Source organism: Streptomyces sp. RPA4-2, assembly GCF_012273515.2.
In the GTDB taxonomy this organism is placed as follows: domain Bacteria; phylum Actinomycetota; class Actinomycetes; order Streptomycetales; family Streptomycetaceae; genus Streptomyces; species Streptomyces kaempferi.
On the sequence record NZ_CP050975.2, the window covers coordinates 4689433 to 4706665 of the forward strand.

Below are 17233 nucleotides of genomic sequence, written 5' to 3' on the forward strand. Positions count from 1 at the left end.
TGCCGAAGCGCGGGCCCCGATCGGTGCCCGGCATGCCCGCGTACGGGCCACCGGGGCGGCCGGCGGGATCAGAGGATGCCCTCCCGCCGGGCCGCCGTGATCCAGGAGGGAAACTCGGAGAGCAGCCGGTCGTACAGCTCCGGGTCCGGAAGGCCGCCGATGTCGTCCACGGCGAAGAAGCCGACATTGTCGACGCGTCGGCCCGGCAGGGTGTCGAACCGCTCCAGCACGCCGTAGTTGGACCGGCCCAGGCCCACGAACTGCCAGAAGATCGGCTCGTCCACCGCTTCCCGCAGTTCCCGCTCGATCTCGTTGTTGCGATAGACGCCACCGTCGGAGAAGAACAGCACCAGGGTGGGATCGGCGGCCGGATGCTCCCTGACATACGTACGCACTTCGGCGATCGCCTTCTGCTCCTCGTTCTGGATGCCGACCGTCCGCATGTCCACCTGCCCGGCCAGCAGCCCCTTCCGCGGCTTCTTGCTCCGTCGGAAAAGGCTCAGCTCACCGACCCGGACGTGGAGCTTGAGCCACTCGGGCAACTCGCCGAGGGTCAGATCCGGCAGCCGGGCCGCGTGGGAGGCGAACGTCCACGCCTGCATCGCGCCGTCGTCGTCCAACTGCGCGGCCACGGCGGCCATCCGCTCCACCACATCGGCCACGACGCCCTTCGCGTAGAGGAAGGACATGGACCCGGACGCGTCCAGGATCAGCACCACACGCGCCGTGACACCCTCCGCTCCGTGCTTGCGCAGGCTGACCGCCACCTGCTCCTTGCGCAGGGAGAGCCGCTTGCGCATGTCCACGGGCAGCCGCTCCTCCCCCTTGCTCGAACGCGACGCGGAGGCCGGGGGTACCTGTGGTGCCGGAGGTGCCGGAGGTACTGGGGGTACTGGGGGTACTGGGGGAGTCCGGGGTGCCGGAGGAGCCTGAGGGGTCGGCGGGGCAGGCGCGGCGGCGGGCACACCCACGGGCGGCGTCCCCGGCGCCGAGGCGGGGAGGCCGGGCTCCTCGTCCACGCTGATGCCGAAGTCGGTGGCCAGACCCGCGAGTCCGGACGCGTACCCCTGTCCGATCGCCCGGAACTTCCACTCTCCGCCGCGCCGGTACAACTCGCCGCCGATGAACGCCGTCTCCGTCGTGGCCTCCATCTCGAAGCGCGCGAACTCCCGCCGCGTCCCGGCGTCGAGCAGCCGCAGTGTCAGCCCGGACAGCTGACCGAAGGTGCCGCCGTCGGCCGAGGCGCCCAGCACGACCCGCTCGATCTCCGGTTCCAGCGAGCGCAGGTCCACCTCGACCGTGTCGGTCGTGGCACCGGCGTCCCGCCGCTTCCCCAGGTGGCGTACGGCACCGGAGGCGTGCCGTGGCTGGTTGTAGAAGACGAAGTCCCCGTCGTCCCGGACCCGACCGTCCGCACCGAGCAGCAGGGCCGAGGCGTCCGCGTCCGGCGCGCCGGGACCCCCCGTCCAGCCGAGCACGGCCCGTACGGCCCCGACGGCCACCGGAAGGTTGGCGCCCTTGCTCATGGATGTCGATGTCATGGGCTCAGTCTGCCGACGGAACCCGGCCGTCCGCAGGGGGGAACTCCCGTGACATGCCGGCCCGACGGGTGGTGCCGATTCCTCCGCGGCCTTTCGGGAAGCGGTGCTCAGGGTGCGCCGGACCCTGAGCACCACTTCTCCGGAGCGTCGGTGCGTCAGTCCGCCAACGGCAGGTACACCCGGTTCCCGCTCGCCGCGAACTCCTTCGACTTCTGGAGCATCCCCTCGGCGATCTCCTCGGGCGAAGCCCCCTCGGCCGCGGAACCACCGAACTGCTCCGCGATGCTCTGGCTGATCTTCATGCTGCAGAACTTCGGGCCGCACATGGAGCAGAAATGCGCTGTCTTGGCGGGCTCGGCCGGCAGTGTCTCGTCGTGGAACTCACGTGCCGTGTCGGGGTCGAGGGCCAGGTTGAACTGGTCCTCCCAGCGGAATTCGAAGCGGGCGTCGGACAGCGCGTCGTCCCATTCCTGCGCGCCTGGGTGTCCCTTGGCGAGGTCGGCCGCGTGGGCGGCGATCTTGTAGGTAATGACGCCGGTCTTGACGTCGTCACGGTTGGGCAGGCCCAGGTGCTCCTTGGGCGTGACGTAGCAGAGCATGGCCGTGCCCCACCAGGCGATCATCGCGGCACCGATGCCGGAGGTGATGTGGTCGTACGCCGGCGCGACGTCCGTGGTCAGCGGGCCGAGCGTATAGAACGGAGCTTCATCGCAGATCTCCTGCTGAAGGTCGATGTTCTCCTTGATCTTGTGCATCGGGACATGTCCCGGGCCTTCGATCATCGTCTGTACCTGGAAACGCTTCGCGATCGTGTTGAGTTCCCCGAGCGTCCTCAACTCGGCGAACTGCGCGGCATCGTTGGCGTCCGCGATCGAACCGGGCCGTAGCCCGTCGCCGAGCGAGTACGTGACGTCGTAGGCGGCGAGGATCTCGCAGAGTTCCTCGAAGTTCTCGTAGAGGAACGACTCCCTGTGGTGTGCCAGGCACCAGGCCGCCATGATCGAACCGCCGCGCGAGACGATGCCGGTCTTGCGGTTCGCGGTGAGCGGTACGTACGGCAGCCGCACGCCCGCGTGGACCGTCATGTAGTCCACACCCTGCTCGGCCTGTTCGATGACCGTGTCCTTGTAGATCTCCCAGGTCAGCTCCTCGGCGCGGCCGTCGACCTTCTCCAGTGCCTGGTAGAGGGGCACCGTGCCGATGGGAACGGGGGAGTTGCGCAGGACCCATTCCCGCGTGGTGTGGATGTTGCGGCCGGTGGACAGGTCCATGACCGTGTCGGCGCCCCAGCGGGTCGCCCAGGTCATCTTCTCGACCTCCTCCTCGATCGAGGAGGTCACCGCGGAGTTGCCGATGTTGGCGTTGACCTTCACCAGGAACCGCTTGCCGATGATCATCGGCTCGATCTCCGGGTGGTTGACGTTCGCGGGCAGCACCGCGCGGCCGGCGGCGATCTCCTCGCGGACGACCTCGGGGTCGACGTTCTCGCGGACCGCGACGAACTCCATCTCGGGGGTGATCTCGCCGCGGCGGGCGTACCCGAGCTGGGTGACCGCCTCTCCGGGGCGGCCCCGACGCGGCTGACGCGGCCGGCCCGGGAAGACCGCGTCGAGGTTGCGGAGGCCCCCGCGCGGCGAGGTGTGCTTGATCCCGTCGTCCTCGGGGCGGACCGGACGGCCCGCGTACTCCTCGGTGTCGCCCCTCGCGACGATCCAGTGCTCACGCAACGGAGCGAGTCCCCTGCGTACGTCCGTGTCGACGGTCGGATCGGTGTACGGGCCGGAGGTGTCGTACAGCGTGACGGACTGCCCGTTGGTGAGGTGCACCTGACGGACCGGCACCCGCAGGTCGGGGCGCGAACCCCCGACGTATGCCTTGTGCCACCCGATGGACTGCCCGGTCCCCCTGAGCTCTTCGCCCAGGGACGCGGCCGACGGCTCGTCCGTCTGGCTGGAGGCAGGCGTGCGTACGTCCTTGTTGGTCATGAGACCTACTCCCTACGCCGGCATTACCCGGTAACAGGTTCAGCGGTCGACGCAGCGGCTTCCGTCCGCCGATGTTTCATGTGAAACATCGCTGAGACAGAGGTCAGCGCCCTCTCAGCCCGGTGCTCCGAGCTCCCGCGTGTGCAAAGGTGCTTCCACGCTAGCGTCATGTCTGGCGCGGTGAACAGAGGGCCCTCGCCGTTCTTGCGATGATCGGTCGGTGACCACGATGCAGCAGCCCCCGTTCCCGCCGTCCGAGCCGCGGCGCGGCTCCGGTCCCGGCGACGGCCATGGGCAGGGGCACGGGCACGGACAGGGCTCCGGAAACGGCCGCGGGCACGCCCACGGGCCGGATGGTGGCAACGGGCACGGACCCGGTGCCGGGCACGGACTGGGCGGCGGGCACGGATCGGGCGGCGGGCACGGACCGGGGGAGGGGCGCGGGCACGGACCGGACACCCTTCCCGCGCCGGGGCACTCGCACAGCCACAGTCATGGCCCCGCCGCGCCCGTCTCCAAGCATCTGCGCAAGGTCATCGCGGCCGTGCTGATTCCCTTCGCCGCGGCGGTCGTTGTGGGTCTCGTGGTGCTCTGGCCCGGCGGCGCCCCGTCACACGAACGCACGGGTGTCGGCTTCGACCGGCAGAGCCAGCAGGCCACGGTCACCCAGGTCGTCCAGGTGGACTGCAAGGCGGTGAACGCCTCGGGGGACACCCCGACCGGCGACACCTCCACCGCCGAGGGTTCCTCCGCCCAGCGGCAGGCGACGGGCGAGTGCAAGAAGGCGACGATCCGGGTGGACACCGGTAAGGACAAGGGGCGCACGTTCACGGAGATCGTCCAGCCCGACCAGTCACGGCAGTTGCACCAGGGCGAGAAGGTCGTGGTCGCGTACGAGCCCTCGGCGCCCAAGGATCTGCAGTACTCGGTCACCGACGTGAACCGGAAGTTCCCGATGGCGCTCCTCGCCGGGATCTTCGCACTGGCCGTCGTGGTGGTCGGCCGGATGCGTGGGCTCATGGCGCTGATCGCGTTGGCCGTCAGTTTCCTCATCCTGACGTTCTTCATCCTGCCCGCCATCCTGGAGGGGGCGAATCCGTTGGTCGTGGCGGTGGTCGGGGCGAGCGCCATCATGCTGATCGCGCTCTACATGTGCCACGGCCTGTCGGCCCGTACCTCGGTGGCCGTGCTCGGCACACTGCTCTCGCTGATCCTGATCGGTGTGCTCGGCTCGGTGTTCATCGGCTGGGCCGCCCTGACCGGCAACACCGACGACAACACCGGTCTGATCCACGGCCTGTATCCCTCCATCGACATGAGTGGTCTGCTGCTCGCGGGCGTGATCATCGGTTCGCTCGGTGTGCTCGACGATGTGACGGTGACGCAGACCTCGGCGGTCTGGGAGCTGCACGAGGCCAATCCCACCATGGGCCGGCGCGGCCTGTACCGAGCGGGCATCCGGATCGGCCGCGACCACATCGCGTCGGTCGTCAACACGCTCGTCCTGGCGTACGCGGGAGCCGCGCTGCCGCTGCTGTTGCTCTTCTCGATCGCGCAGAGCAGCGTCGGCGCGGTCGCCAACAGTGAACTGGTCGCCGAGGAGATCGTGCGCACCCTGGTCGGCTCGATCGGCCTGGTCGCCTCGGTCCCGGTCACCACCGCGCTGGCGGCCCTGGTGGTCTCCGCGGACCGCACCGGGACTCCGGGCCTCTCCACGACGGCCACAGGGCCCGTGGCGCCCGTACGGGAGCCCGTGGGGGCCCGGGGACCGGTCCGGGGCGGCAAGGGCCGTCGCCGCAAGCACTGAAGCCACCGCGCGCCCGCCCCGGGTGTGCAGAAGCGTTCCTCCACAGAGTGCGGAAGCGTTCCTCCGCGAAGGCGCGGGAACGTTCAGCCCGCGCTCTGCTCCTCCGCCAGGATGCGGTCCAGCGCCTCGTCGAGATGGGTGTCGAAATCCGCGAGGGAGCGCTCCTGCCCCAGCGGTACGAGCTTGTCGGTGCGATCGAGGAAGGCCACCAGCGGCGCCGCGCCGGACCGGAACAGAGCGTGGTCGCCGCCCACCTGAAGCCGGATCAGTACCTCGCCGAACGCGTCCGGATCGGCGGGCGCGATGTGCACATCGCCGTCGCCGCACGGCCGGCCCACGCCGTCGATCAGCAGCTCCCGCCCGAACGCCCAGGTCACGGGCGCGTCTCCGGGCAAATGGAAGGTCAGCCGCACGGCGTACGGATCACAGGTCTCGTAGCGCAGTTCCACCGGGATGCGGAAGGACAGCTCCTCCGACACGAGGAAGCTCATCATGACCTCTGCCTGTACCGACTCGCGCATCGCCTACCCCGTCGTTTTGCCGTCGACTGGCCAGGAATCGTCCCCCTGACACTGCTGGAATCTTGCTCAACGTACACAAGAGATCACAAGGAGTGAGTTTTCAGATGCTGATAGAGATCGCGAGTGTCCCCAGTAGTCTGCCGATCTCACCTTGCAATTGTCGTGCCGCCGGTAGCAGTCGATCGGCCTGGTGGACAGGGAGGGAAATGGCCATGGTCGCGGCGGTTGCCCCCGCGGTGATGGGCAGTGCGGCACACACCGTGCCCAGCGCGTACTCCTGCCGCTCGGTGACGGGATCCATCCGTCCCGTCCGATCCAGACGCCGCAGCAGGCCGGCGTTGTCGCGCACCGTGTACGGGGTGAGCGACTGCACGGGATAGCGGTCGAGGTGATCCCGGCGAGCCCTCTCGTCGAGCTGCGACAGCAGACACTTGCCGATCGCGTGGGCGTGCCCGGTCTCCCTGAAGTCGGCCCACTCCTCCACCGCCGGATTCCCGGGGGTGTCCGCGACGCACATGACCTCGATCTCACCGTCGCGGTAGACCGCGTAGTACACGGGCGCACCGATCGCGTCGCGCCACCGGGCGAGCGCGTCGCTCACCGTGCTGCGACGTTTCTGCTGGGCTCCGCTGCTGCTCAGCCGCTCGGCGGCCTCGCCGAGGAAGAACAGGCCCTTATCCCGGCACAGGTAGCCCTCGTGAACCAGGGTGCGCAGGAGGTGGTAGGCCGTGGGCAACGCGAGCCCCGCCTCCCGGGCGAGCTGTTTCGCGGGGGCCCCGTGCTCGCGCGCGGCGACGGCCTCCAAGAGCCGCATCGCCCGTTGCACGGAGCCGATCAGGGTTGTCGGGTGAGGTTCCGGGGGCGGGGTCTCCAGCCGATCGGTGCGCGCGGCCGGCAGAGGGGCACAGATCTCCGCGGGTGAGGAACGCGGCTGGGCCGGCGGGACGTAGGACGCGGCGGAGGCACTGGACCGCTGGAGGGGTGGAGTGAGTGATTCTGTGGGTGCGGTGTCAACCGTGGCCAAGGGGCACTCCCGAAGCGCGAGGGGAACCGCCCGTGCGGGGGGACACGGGAGGGGGCTGTGCGCTGCCCGCGGGGAGTCGGCCCCGCGTCGAATTCCGGACTTTAACCGCCTGCCACCGCTCGCAGACGGCCCCGCCGGAAAACTTCCCTCGGGCGAGGGAACCTGAGGTTCCCTTTGCCCACCTGCCCGTTACCCGCGACTCACCCGGTTGTGCGTCACCAGTCGCCGCGGGAGGACGAACTCGACGTGAACTTCCGCACCACGTAGATCAGGCCGCCGACGAGCGCGACGAAGACCAGCGCCTTGAAGAGCAGGCCGATCACCACGGTGAGCACGCTGACTATCACCGTGCCGAAGACGACCAGGGCGATGACCGGCACCGCGATCCACTTCACCCACCACGGCATCCCGTTGAAGATCTCTCGCATTGCCCTTGTCCTTGCCTCTCTTCGCCCGTCGTCCCAAGTCCGGGACTCCGATTCCGGGTTCTCCGACTGTCCTGTGTTCGATGCTAGGGCCCAGGAGGGGGACTGCGGGCGTCTCGCACCCCTTGTCCTCCCCTGACCGTTCCCCTAGGGAACCCTGAGACCGGGGTCAGCTCTCCGGCGGAGAGAACACCACCAGCACCCGCAGGTCCTCGGTGATGTGGTGGAACTTGTGGGCGACGTCCGCGGGGACGTAGACGACGCTGCCGCGCGCCACCTGCGTGGTCTCCAGGCCGACCGTGATCGCGGCCCGGCCGCTCACCACGAAGTACACCTCGTCCTGCTGGTGGGGCTGCTGGGAATCGCGCTCACCCGCGTCGAGGGCGTACAGGCCGACCGACATGTTCCGCTCGCGCAGGAACTGCAGATAAGCGCCGTCGTTGGCGGCGCGCTCCGCCTCCAGTTCGTCCAGCCGGAATGCCTTCATCGCCTCGTCCGCTCCCGTGCTCCGCGGGCTGTCCACAGCCCTGCTCACCAGTCGATCTCTTCTGCCACGATCAGACACATGAAGAATTTCGTAGTCAAGACGATCGCCAACGCCGGGGCCCTGGCCGTGGCCGTATGGGTACTCGACAAGATCACCCTGACAGGAGACAGCACCGGCAAGAAGGTCGGCACGCTGTTGCTCGTCGCACTGGTCTTCGGACTGGTGAACTTCCTGGTCAAGCCGCTGGTGAAGGTCCTGACCTTCCCGCTGTTCATTCTCACACTCGGCCTGATCACGCTCGTGGTCAACGCCCTGATGCTGCTGCTCACCTCGTGGCTCGCCGACAAGCTGAACCTGAGCTTCCACGTCGAGGGCTTCTGGACGGCCGTCCTGGGCGGCCTGATCATCTCGGTGGTGTCCTGGGCGCTCAATGTGGTCCTCCCCGACGGCGACAACGACTGAGAGAGCCCTATGTCCTATCGCGTCTGCTTCGTCTGCACCGGCAACATCTGCCGCTCCCCCATGGCCGAGTCCGTCTTTCGTGCTCGCATAGAGGAGGCCGGACTCGACGGTGTGGTCGAGGTCGACAGCGCGGGCACGGGCGGCTGGCACGAGGGCGACGGCGCGGACTCCCGCACCGTCGCCGTGCTGGAGGCGGGCGGCTACGGGAGTGACCACACGGCCCGCCGGTTCCGCGCCGCGTGGTTCTCCCGGCTCGACCTCGTCATCGCCCTCGACTCCGGCCACCTGCGGGACCTGCGCCGTCTCGCGCCCACCCCCGAGGACGCGGACAAGGTCCGTCTGCTGCGGTCGTACGACCCCGCGGCGGGCGACGATCCGGACGTCCCCGATCCGTATTACGGACGTCTGGACGATTTCGAGGAGTGTCTTGAGATGGTGGAGGCGGCGAGCCATGGACTGCTCGCCGCTGTTCAGCAGGAACTGGAGGGACGGGCGGCATGACGTCAGGGGATTTCGTCACGGGAAGCGGTGACGGCACACGCGCGGTACGGGCGGGGCTGCCCGAACCCGTCAAACACGAGCCGACCCTGCCCGGGCCGGTATTCGCCGCGCACTTCCATCTGCCGGGCGATCCGACCGGTCCGTACACCTATGGCCGTGACGAGAACCCGACCTGGACGCTTCTGGAGCGTGCCATCGGCGAACTGGAAGCACCGGGGCGGGAGGGCGTGACCACGCTCGCCTTCCCCTCCGGGATGGCCGCCATCTCGGCGGTGCTCTTCTCGCAACTGCGGGCCGGGGACGTGGTGGTCCTGCCCGACGACGGCTACCAGGTGCTGCCACTGGTGCGCGAGCAGCTCACCGCGTACGGCATCGAGGTGCGCACCGCGCCGACCGCCGGTGACGCGCAGCTCGACGTCCTCGACGGCGCGAAGCTGCTGTGGATCGAGACCCCCTCGAATCCGGGGCTCGACGTGTGCGACGTACGGCGGCTCGTCGAGGCGGCCCATGCTCAGGGCACCCTCGTCGCCGTCGACAACACCCTGGCCACTCCGCTCGGGCAGCGCCCGCTGGAGCTGGGAGCCGACTTCTCGGTGGCCAGCGGGACCAAGATGCTCACCGGGCACGGCGACATCCTCCTGGGGTACGTCACCGCGCTCGACGCCGGTCCGATGGCGCCCGTGCGGCGCTGGCGGAAGATCGTCGGGGCGATCCCCGGTCCCATGGAGGCCTGGCTGGCCCACCGCTCGCTGGCCACGCTCCAGTTGCGCGCCGACCGGCAAAACGCCAACGCGCTGGTCATCGCCGAGGCACTGCGGGGCAGGCCCGACGTCACGGGACTGCGCTATCCGGGTCTGCCCGACGACCCCTCGCACAAGATCGCCTCGCAGCAGATGCGGCGCTTCGGCTGTGTGGTCTCCTTCACGCTGTCCACGCGCGCGCGTGCCGACCGGTTCCTCGATGCGCTGCGTCTGGTGGACGACGCGACGAGCTTCGGAGGGGTGCGGTCCACCGCCGAGCGGCGCGGCCGATGGGGCGGCGACGCGGTGCCGGAGGGCTTCATCCGCCTCTCGGCCGGCGCCGAGGACCCGGAGGACCTGGTGGCGGACATCCTCCGCGCGCTCGACGAGTCCGCGGAGTGACCTCTTGCTGAGCGGTCGGTGAGTAGGCTGCGCCCTGGCGTCCGACCGTCCGCTCGGCACCTCGCTTCGCACGACGGACGGTCCGAGCCTCCCCCCTCGTGGCTCGGACCGCCCCGGTTCTTTGCGCTAAGAACCGCGCGCACAAGGCTAGTTGACTCTGTGTCAGTGTCCAATCACAGTAGCGACAGAGACCTATCGACTTATTTATAGTTGGGGCCCGGTCGGGGGTGCAGGGAGAGGAGGGGCACCATGGATTTGGCCCTGCTGCGGACGTTCGTGACCGTGCACCGGGCCGGTTCCTTCACTCGCGCCGCCGCGCTGCTCGGTCTCTCCCAGCCTGCCGTCACCTCGCAGATCCGTACCCTGGAGCGGCAGTTGGGGAGGCCGCTCTTTCTGCGTCAGGCCCGCGGGGTGACGCCCACGACGATCGGCGACGAGCTCGCGCACAAGGCCGCGCCGCATCTCGACGCCCTGGTGGAGATCGCCGAGGCCGGGCTCGACGAGGACTCGTCGCTGCGTACCCTGCATCTCGCCGGGCCGCCGGAGTTCACCGCCGAGCGGGCGCTGCCCGCCCTGACCGAGCTGACGGGTGACGACGGACAGGGGTTCGCGCTGCGCGCCTCGTTCGGCAACGCCGAGGAGACGTTGGAGGGGCTGGCCGCCGGACACCATGATCTGGCCATCACCACGGCCCGTCCGCGCGGCGCCCTGCTCACCGCGACCCCGCTCTGCGACGAGGAGCACGTTCTGGTGGCGGCTCCGCGCTGGGCCGCCCGCATCGGTCCCGGAAAGCTCCGCCGTAAGGGCTCGCCGGTCCTGGACAACTTCCCCGTGGTCGAGGTCCACGAGTCACTGCCGCTCGTCGCCCGCTACTGGGCCTCCGTCTTCGACTCCCGTCCGGCCGCCTCGGGCACCGTGGTCGTCCCCGACCTGCGCGCCGTGCTCGCCTGCGCCGCCACGGGCGCGGGACTCGCGGTGCTACCTCGGTATCTGTGCGCCGAGGCCCTGGAGCGCGGTGACGTCGTGGCGCTCCTCGACCCGGTGGTGCCTCCACTGCGTACGTACTTTCTGGTGGTCCGCACCGGCACGCTGGCCATGCCGCACATCGCGCGGGCTTACGAATGGCTGCTGCAGGCCGCCGCGGACTGGACCTGAAGACCGTCCCGGGCAACTCCCCAGGTACCCGTGGAGGCCCTCTCCGAGAGCCCTCCTGGGGTCCTCGGGGCTCCACGATGTTTCACGTGGAACCTGTCGGGCCACATTCCTCCCATGACCGTCCGACCCGTGGTCAAGCGCACCGCCCGTGCCGTCCTGCTCGATGGCGACGACCTGATTCTGATCAAACGCACCAAGCCTGGTGTCGATCCCTACTGGCTCACACCGGGTGGCGGGGTCGAACCGGAGGACACGACTGTCGTCGACGCACTTCACCGCGAGGTCCACGAGGAACTCGGCGCCAAGGTCACCGATGTGGTGCCCTGCTTCGTCGATACCGTCGAGCACATCGGCGATGACGGCGGTGCCACCGGCGTGAAAGTGCAGCACTTCTTCGTCTGCCGCCTGGAATCCATGGATCCGGCCCTGCGGCACGGCCCCGAGATGGACGAGCCCTGCGGCGAGTACGAGATCGTCCGGGTGCCCTTCACCCGGGTCGGCATCGCCTCCGTCCACCTCGTCCCGCTGTCCCTGCGCCACTATCTCGACGGGAACATCGAAGGCGTACGGGCGATGCACGCACCCGACCTGGGCTGACGTCCTCCAGTCGTACGGCTCTCGCGCTCACCCCGGCAGTGTGTGCCCTGGATCAGTCCCCGGCCCCGACGAGTTCCTCGACCGAGTCGTGTCGGATGCGGTCCGACGGGATGCCGGCGTCCCTCAGCACGTCCATCCCGCTGCGGATCATGCCGGGCGGCCCGGAGAGATAGGCGTCGTACTCGTTCCACGGCCCGTACTCACGCACGGCGTCGGGCAGGTGGAGATGGGCCTGGTGGTCGACGATCGGACGGACGGCGAGCCATGGGTGGCTCTGCTGAAGCCGCAGCATCGTGTCGATGTCATACAGGTCGTGATCGGTGCGGGCACCGTAGAAGACCTCGACCGGGCGCCGCTCCCCGTGCTCGGCGACATCCTCGACCAGTGCCTTGATGGGGGCGATGCCGGTGCCTCCGCCCAGACAGAGCAGTCCGCTGTCGCTGCTGTGGTCGACGGTCATCGATCCGGCCGGCGGCCCGAGACGGATGATGTCGCCGGGGCGGGCCCGGTGCACCAGGGCGTTGGACACCCACCCCGCCGGAACCGCCTTCACGTGGAAGGACAGCAGCCCGTCGGACCGGGACGCGGAGGCGAACGAGTAGTGGCGCCAGATCCGGGGCCACCACGGCGTCTCCAGGCTCGTGTACTGCCCGGCGAGGAAAGGATACGGCTGGTCGGGCCGGACGGTGATGACGGCGACGTCAGGGGTCCTGAGATCGTGCGCGACCACCTCGGCGTACCACCACGCAGGGGCACGCAGCTCGTCCGAGGACGCCGCGTCGATCATGACCTGGGAGATGGTCGTGTACGCGCGCACCCAGGCCGCCTCGGTCTCGGCGTCCCAGACCGCCGAGGCGAACCGGCTGAGCGAGCCGATGAGGCACTCGCCGACGGCCGGATAGTGCTCGGGCCGGGTGCCGTACTTACGGTGACCGCGACCGAGGTTCTGCAGATAGTCGACCAGAACCGGGGTGTTGTCGATGTGCTCGGCGGCGGTGAGCAGCGCCTTGAGCAGCCGGTCCCGCTGGGTGTCCATCGCGGCGGGGAACAGCGACCGAAGATCCGGGTGCCGTACGAAGAGCAGCGCGTAGAAGTACGAGGTGACCTTGTCGGCGACGGGGCCGACCTCGGCCATGGTCCGACGGATGAGCGCGGCGTCGGGGGACGGTTTCGCGACGGCGGCGGGCCGTCCCGCGGGCACCGCGGGACGGATCGGTCCCGCTTGCGAGGGGACGGGGTTCCGGTGCACCGAGGGCGGCGTGGTCCGCGGTTCCGGCATCGTCGGTGCCTGGATCGCCGGTGCCGGGAAGGGCGGTGCCTGGAAGGGCGGAACAGCGTCTCGGACGGCCTCGGGCGCGGCCGTGGGCACCGCGTCCTCAAGAGCAGATATTCGTGTCTGCGCGCCCGTCTCGTCGCCCACCGGACGCCCATGCCTCACGGGGCTTCCTTCGGCCGGCCCGGCCTCCGTGGAGCGGCCCACGGGGCGCAACGCGGCCAGCCGGCTGGTCCCTTCGGCCTCCCGCTCTCTGTCGGCGGGCGACGGTGCCGGTTCCTTGCGCGGCGTGAACCAGCCGCTCCCGCCATTTCCTCCGGAAGTGCCGTTGTCGGCCGACGTGGTGGTCGGAGCGTCCATACTGTGCCTCGCCTCGAACATCTTTCGGTCGGTCTATGCACTTCCGCGTTCGGAAAATGCCTGCTTTCCCCCGTAGACGGCTTGCTCCCCTGCCCCGTTCAGTCCCCTGACCCATGCGGCCACATTCAATCCGGGCTTCCGCTCGGCGCGGACAAGTAAGGCGAGAGTGTGACATTGACCGCATCGCCCTCACGGCAGCATCCCACTCCGCGTCAACGCCCGTCCGCATAACGGAAAATTCGGGTCTCGATCTCTCCGTCCCGTTACGCTGCATTGGCCTGCGTTCACGCCCCACGACCTGCCCGCACATCACGGTGACGCGAACCGGAGTCGACCATACCGGCAGTCGCCCCACTGACAAGTCCACTCTTCCTTCGAAGTGATCGAACGAGGGACTGCCCATCAATTGCTTTGATTACAGGGCCGGTCGGACCAATTCATACGCCTCCCACAGGCTCCGGCCCATGTAGGAGTGCGTGGCGATGCCGGCCAGATGCCGGTCCGCGTTGATCGCCACGGACACCGGCACGGTCTCGAACAGGTCCTTGTCCGAGAGCGAGTCCCCGTAGGCGACGCAGTCGGCCCGTTCCACCCCGAACTCTTCACAGAGCCGGTTCGCGATCTGCACCTTCGCGGCGGCGCTGAGAATGCCGGCGAGATCAACGGGCTCGGCGAAGGGGAGGGCCGGGAACCGCGAGCCGTATGCCGCGTGCGCGCCCCACCTCGTCAGCCGCTCGACGAAGAATGAGGGCGAGAGCGAGATGACGGCGCAGTAATCCCCGTTGTCCCTGATCTCGGCCCAGACGTCTTCGATGCCGGACAGCCAGGGCGCTTGCTCGAAGGCCGCAGCCACATGCGCGTCCGTGAGCTGCGCCCACAAGGCGTACACCTGCGTGGCGTATTCCGGTGGGCCGATGCGTCCTGCCGAGATTGCCTGCTCGATCACGATGGTCTCGGCCTCCAGACCGATCTGCCGCGAGATCTCCAGAGGCGCGGAACTCCCGTACAGCAGCGTTCCGTCGAGGTCGAAGAGATGAAGGCGTGCCATACGAGCCGAGGCTAGTGGCATGAGCGGTCTTCGCTGTTTCACGTGAAACGTCTGTACGCGCCCTCTACCGAGAGGGACCGCATGGCCAAAAGCGCATGCGTCCCCGGGCAAACAGGTGGACGCCAGGGGTATGTGTCGGACAGCCTGACCTGCGTGTCGACACCTTCTCTCCTTGCTCTGCCCATCCGTCGTCTGACGCTCCGCGATCTCACCGCGTGCGCCGACCTGTCCGAGGACCGGGGGTGGCCCCGCGAAGAACACAAGTGGGGTCTGCTTCTGACAGCGGGGAAGGGATACGGCATCGACGCCCCGGACGGCGGCCTCGTCACCGCGTGCGTCGTGACCGAGTACGGAACGCCTGGGAGGCCCGAACTCGGGGCGATCGGCATGGTGCTGGTGGCGAAGCGGTACGCCCGCCAAGGCGTCGGCCGACGGCTCATGCGGCAGGTGGTGGCCGAGATGGGCCTCACCCCACTGACCCTGCACGCGACCCTTTATGGGCGGCCGCTCTATGAGGAACTCGGTTTCAAGGTCACGGGTCGCGCCGAGATGGTCAGTGGACACTTCGTCCCCCGCGGGCCGGAACCAGAGATCTCCACACGACCGGCCGGCGCCGAGGATCTCGCCGGGATCCTCCGGCTCGACTCGGAGATCTTCGGCCTCGACCGCACGCATGTGATCACACGGCTGCCCGCCTTCTCCGACCAGCTGCGCGTAGCCGAGGAGAACGGCCGGATCATCGGTTACGCGGCCGCCTGGCCCACCATGGACACCCATGTCGTGGGTCCCCTGATCGCCCGCGACACGGAGACCGCGAAGGCACTCGTCACCTCGCTGGCCGCCCGCACCGACCGTCGGCTGCGCACGGACATCGACGTACGGCACCAAGAGTTGCTGTCCTGGGTGAAGGAGTGCGGCCTGGAACCCGTCGGGTTCAATGCCGTGATGGCGTACGGGATCTCGGAGCTGCCCGGCGACTGGACGCGGCGCTTCGCCCCGCTGACGGTGGCGGCGGGCTGAAGGACCGCCCGACCCGGTGAGGCCTCCCCGGCACGGAAGTGCCGTCCCCGGCATCTGCTGGGCACGGCACTTCGGCGGAGGGGTGTGATCAGACGAGAGCGTCCACGGCGGCGACGGCGAAGGAGTGGTCCTGCTCCGGCGCTCCGCCGCCGACACCGACGGCGCCGATCAGACGTCCGTCACGGTGGACCGGCACACCGCCCGCGATGAACAGCAACGGGCGGTCGAGCGCGGTGGGCAGCGTGTGGAAGGGGGCGCCGGGCTGGACCGCGTCGACGAGGTCGGCGGTGGCGGAGTCCAGCTGGAGGGCCGTGTAGGCCTTGCGGGTGCTGGTCTCGCCGGAGATCAGGACGGCCCGGTCGTCTCGCCGGAAGGCGAGCAGATGACCGCCCGCGTCGAGGACGGTGACGCTGACCGTGACTCCCGAGGCCTCGGCTGCCTGGCGGGCCGCGGAGAGGAGAACCTCGGCGTCCTGGATGCTCAGCGGGGCGACAGCGGTGGCAGTGGTGCTCATGAAGGGTTCTCTCCTTGGGGGCTGTACTCGGCCGGGGGTAAGCCGTGGGGGACCGGGTCGATCGTCGCGGGGGGCGTCTGACGGTCGGGCAGGTGAGGGGGCGAGCCGGTGGGCTCAGTGGTGGACAGCGGTCCGCTGCTCGGCGGACACGCCTTCGGTGACGACGGTCCCAGGGGCATCGGTCCGGCGCTCCAGAGCGGCCGAGAGGACCGCGAGGACCAGAGCCCCCGCGGCCAGGGCGGCGCCGACCCAGTTGGGAGCCGTGTAGCCCAGGCCCCCTGCGATGACGATCCCGCCGAGCCAGGCCGAGAGGGCGTTGCCGAGGTTGAACGCGCCGATGTTCACGGCCGAGGCCAGTGTCGGGGCGCCGTGTGCCTGGTCGAGGACGCGTTTCTGGAGCGGTGGCACGGTCGCGAACCCCAGCGCGCCGATCAGGGCGATCGTGACCGCCGCGAGGATCTTGTTGTGCGCCGTCACGGTGAACAGTGCGAGGACGACGGCCAGGCCGCCGAGGGACGTGTACAGCATCGGCATCAGCGCCCGGTCGGCGAACCTGCCGCCGATGAGGTTCCCGCCGACCATGCCGAGGCCGAAGAGGACCAGCAGCCAGGTGACGGAACCGTCGGCGAAACCGGTCACACGGGTCATCATCGGCGCGATGTAGGTGATGGCCGCGAAGACGCCGCCGAAGCCGAGCACGGTCATCGCCATGGCCAGCAGGACCTGGACGTTCTTGAAGGCGGCGAGTTCATGGCGGAGGTGGACGCCTTCGGGCTTTGGCATCTCGGGGACCAGCTTGGCGACACCCAGCAGACCGATCACGCCGAGTGCGGCCACACCCGCGAAGGTGACCCGCCAGCCCGCGGACTGTCCGACCAGCGTGCCCAGGGGGACACCCACCACATTGGCGATGGTGAGGCCGCTGAACATCATGGCGATCGCGCCGGCCTTCTTCTCGGGCGCGACCAGCTCGGCGGCGACGACCGATCCGATGCCGAAGAACGCTCCGTGGGCGAGCGATGCCACGACCCGGCCCACCAGCATCAGTCCGAAGACCGGCGCCACGGCGGAGAGCAGGTTCCCGAGGACGAAGAGCCCCATCAGCAGCATCAGCATCCGCTTGCGGGACACCTTCGTGCCGAGCACGGTCATGATCGGGGCGCCGATCACGACGCCCAGGGCGTAGCCGGTCACCAGGAGCCCGGCGGTGGGGATGGAGACACCGAAATCGCCGGCGACCTCAGGCAGCACACCCATGATCACGAACTCGGTGGTTCCGATTCCGAAGGCCCCGATCGCGAGGGCCAGAAGCGCGAGAGGCATGGTGGGGTACACCTTCCCAGACGATTGCAGGAGCGCTTTGCGTGCGTT

17 protein-coding genes and 1 riboswitch are annotated in these 17233 nt (G+C 69.1%); of the genes, 7 read left to right on the forward strand and 10 right to left on the reverse strand.

Going from position 1 to position 17233, the window contains the following annotated elements:
- Nucleotides 1-68 precede the first annotated feature (68 nt).
- Entirely contained in the window at nucleotides 69-1541 is a 1473-nt protein-coding gene (locus HEP85_RS20430; protein WP_168529009.1) for a VWA domain-containing protein, read from the reverse strand.
- A gap of 155 nt (nucleotides 1542-1696) precedes the next feature.
- Nucleotides 1697-3526: a phosphomethylpyrimidine synthase ThiC gene (gene thiC, locus HEP85_RS20435; RefSeq protein ID WP_168529010.1), complete on the reverse strand. Its 1830-nt coding sequence runs from the start codon at nucleotides 3524-3526 to the stop codon at nucleotides 1697-1699.
- Nucleotides 3519-3675, reverse strand: a riboswitch (TPP riboswitch). It overlaps the preceding gene by 8 nt.
- A 71-nt stretch (nucleotides 3676-3746) precedes the next feature.
- Here thiC and HEP85_RS20440 point away from each other — a divergent pair.
- Nucleotides 3747-5333 (forward strand): YibE/F family protein, encoded by a 1587-nt coding sequence (locus HEP85_RS20440; protein ID WP_168529011.1) that lies wholly within the window; start codon nucleotides 3747-3749, stop codon nucleotides 5331-5333.
- A gap of 83 nt (nucleotides 5334-5416) precedes the next feature.
- On the opposite strand, the gene HEP85_RS20445 is transcribed toward HEP85_RS20440, so the two are convergent.
- The 4 genes from HEP85_RS20445 to HEP85_RS20460 all read right to left on the reverse strand — a co-directional run bounded on the left by HEP85_RS20445 (nucleotide 5417) and on the right by HEP85_RS20460 (nucleotide 7790).
- The gene (locus tag HEP85_RS20445) at nucleotides 5417-5854 is read right to left on the reverse strand and encodes an SsgA family sporulation/cell division regulator (RefSeq protein WP_168529012.1); all 438 of its coding nucleotides are present in this window, start codon (nucleotides 5852-5854) and stop codon (nucleotides 5417-5419) included.
- A 100-nt stretch (nucleotides 5855-5954) separates the two neighbouring features.
- Nucleotides 5955-6752, reverse strand: coding sequence for an IclR family transcriptional regulator (locus HEP85_RS20450; RefSeq protein WP_282189910.1), 798 nt, complete (start codon nucleotides 6750-6752; stop codon nucleotides 5955-5957).
- Between the two features lie 341 nt (nucleotides 6753-7093).
- Entirely contained in the window at nucleotides 7094-7306 is a 213-nt protein-coding gene (locus HEP85_RS20455) for a DUF5326 family protein (protein ID WP_148009254.1), read from the reverse strand.
- A gap of 166 nt (nucleotides 7307-7472) precedes the next feature.
- On the reverse strand, nucleotides 7473-7790 hold the full coding sequence (locus tag HEP85_RS20460) for a cupin domain-containing protein (RefSeq protein ID WP_168533833.1): 318 nt from the start codon (nucleotides 7788-7790) through the stop codon (nucleotides 7473-7475).
- Nucleotides 7791-7868: 78 nt separating this feature from the next.
- Here HEP85_RS20460 and HEP85_RS20465 point away from each other — a divergent pair, with 78 nt between their 5' ends.
- The 5 genes from HEP85_RS20465 to HEP85_RS20485 all read left to right on the forward strand — a co-directional run bounded on the left by HEP85_RS20465 (nucleotide 7869) and on the right by HEP85_RS20485 (nucleotide 11647).
- Complete coding sequence (locus tag HEP85_RS20465; protein ID WP_168529014.1) at nucleotides 7869-8252, forward strand: phage holin family protein; 384 nt, start codon at nucleotides 7869-7871, stop codon at nucleotides 8250-8252.
- Nucleotides 8253-8261: 9 nt separating this feature from the next.
- Nucleotides 8262-8753 carry a low molecular weight protein-tyrosine-phosphatase gene (locus HEP85_RS20470; RefSeq protein ID WP_168529015.1) on the forward strand — a complete coding sequence of 164 codons (492 nt, stop codon included), beginning with the start codon at nucleotides 8262-8264 and terminating at the stop codon, nucleotides 8751-8753.
- The gene (locus tag HEP85_RS20475) at nucleotides 8750-9895 is read left to right on the forward strand and encodes a cystathionine gamma-lyase (protein ID WP_168529016.1); all 1146 of its coding nucleotides are present in this window, start codon (nucleotides 8750-8752) and stop codon (nucleotides 9893-9895) included. Before HEP85_RS20470 ends, HEP85_RS20475 begins: the two co-directional genes overlap by 4 nt.
- 249 nt (nucleotides 9896-10144) lie before the next feature.
- Nucleotides 10145-11050 carry a LysR family transcriptional regulator gene (locus HEP85_RS20480; RefSeq protein WP_168529017.1) on the forward strand — a complete coding sequence of 302 codons (906 nt, stop codon included), beginning with the start codon at nucleotides 10145-10147 and terminating at the stop codon, nucleotides 11048-11050.
- 114 nt (nucleotides 11051-11164) lie between these two features.
- A complete protein-coding gene (locus HEP85_RS20485; protein ID WP_168529018.1) occupies nucleotides 11165-11647 on the forward strand; it encodes an NUDIX domain-containing protein in 483 nt (160 codons plus the stop codon).
- Between the two features lie 52 nt (nucleotides 11648-11699).
- On the opposite strand, the gene HEP85_RS20490 is transcribed toward HEP85_RS20485, so the two are convergent.
- Both HEP85_RS20490 and HEP85_RS20495 read right to left on the reverse strand, forming a co-directional pair.
- Nucleotides 11700-13301: a globin domain-containing protein gene (locus HEP85_RS20490; RefSeq protein ID WP_168529019.1), complete on the reverse strand. Its 1602-nt coding sequence runs from the start codon at nucleotides 13299-13301 to the stop codon at nucleotides 11700-11702.
- Nucleotides 13302-13695: 394 nt separating this feature from the next.
- Nucleotides 13696-14328 (reverse strand): HAD family phosphatase, encoded by a 633-nt coding sequence (locus tag HEP85_RS20495; RefSeq protein ID WP_168529020.1) that lies wholly within the window; start codon nucleotides 14326-14328, stop codon nucleotides 13696-13698.
- Between the two features lie 153 nt (nucleotides 14329-14481).
- On the opposite strand from HEP85_RS20495, the gene HEP85_RS20500 reads away from it, so the two are divergent.
- Nucleotides 14482-15348, forward strand: a complete 867-nt coding sequence (locus tag HEP85_RS20500) for a GNAT family N-acetyltransferase (RefSeq protein WP_168529021.1) — start codon at nucleotides 14482-14484, stop codon at nucleotides 15346-15348.
- Between the two features lie 88 nt (nucleotides 15349-15436).
- On the opposite strand, the gene HEP85_RS20505 is transcribed toward HEP85_RS20500, so the two are convergent.
- Both HEP85_RS20505 and HEP85_RS20510 read right to left on the reverse strand, forming a co-directional pair.
- Nucleotides 15437-15862 (reverse strand): heme-binding protein, encoded by a 426-nt coding sequence (locus HEP85_RS20505; RefSeq protein ID WP_168529022.1) that lies wholly within the window; start codon nucleotides 15860-15862, stop codon nucleotides 15437-15439.
- A gap of 114 nt (nucleotides 15863-15976) precedes the next feature.
- Nucleotides 15977-17185, reverse strand: a complete 1209-nt coding sequence (locus tag HEP85_RS20510; protein WP_168529023.1) for an MFS transporter — start codon at nucleotides 17183-17185, stop codon at nucleotides 15977-15979.
- Nucleotides 17186-17233: the final 48 nt, after the last annotated feature.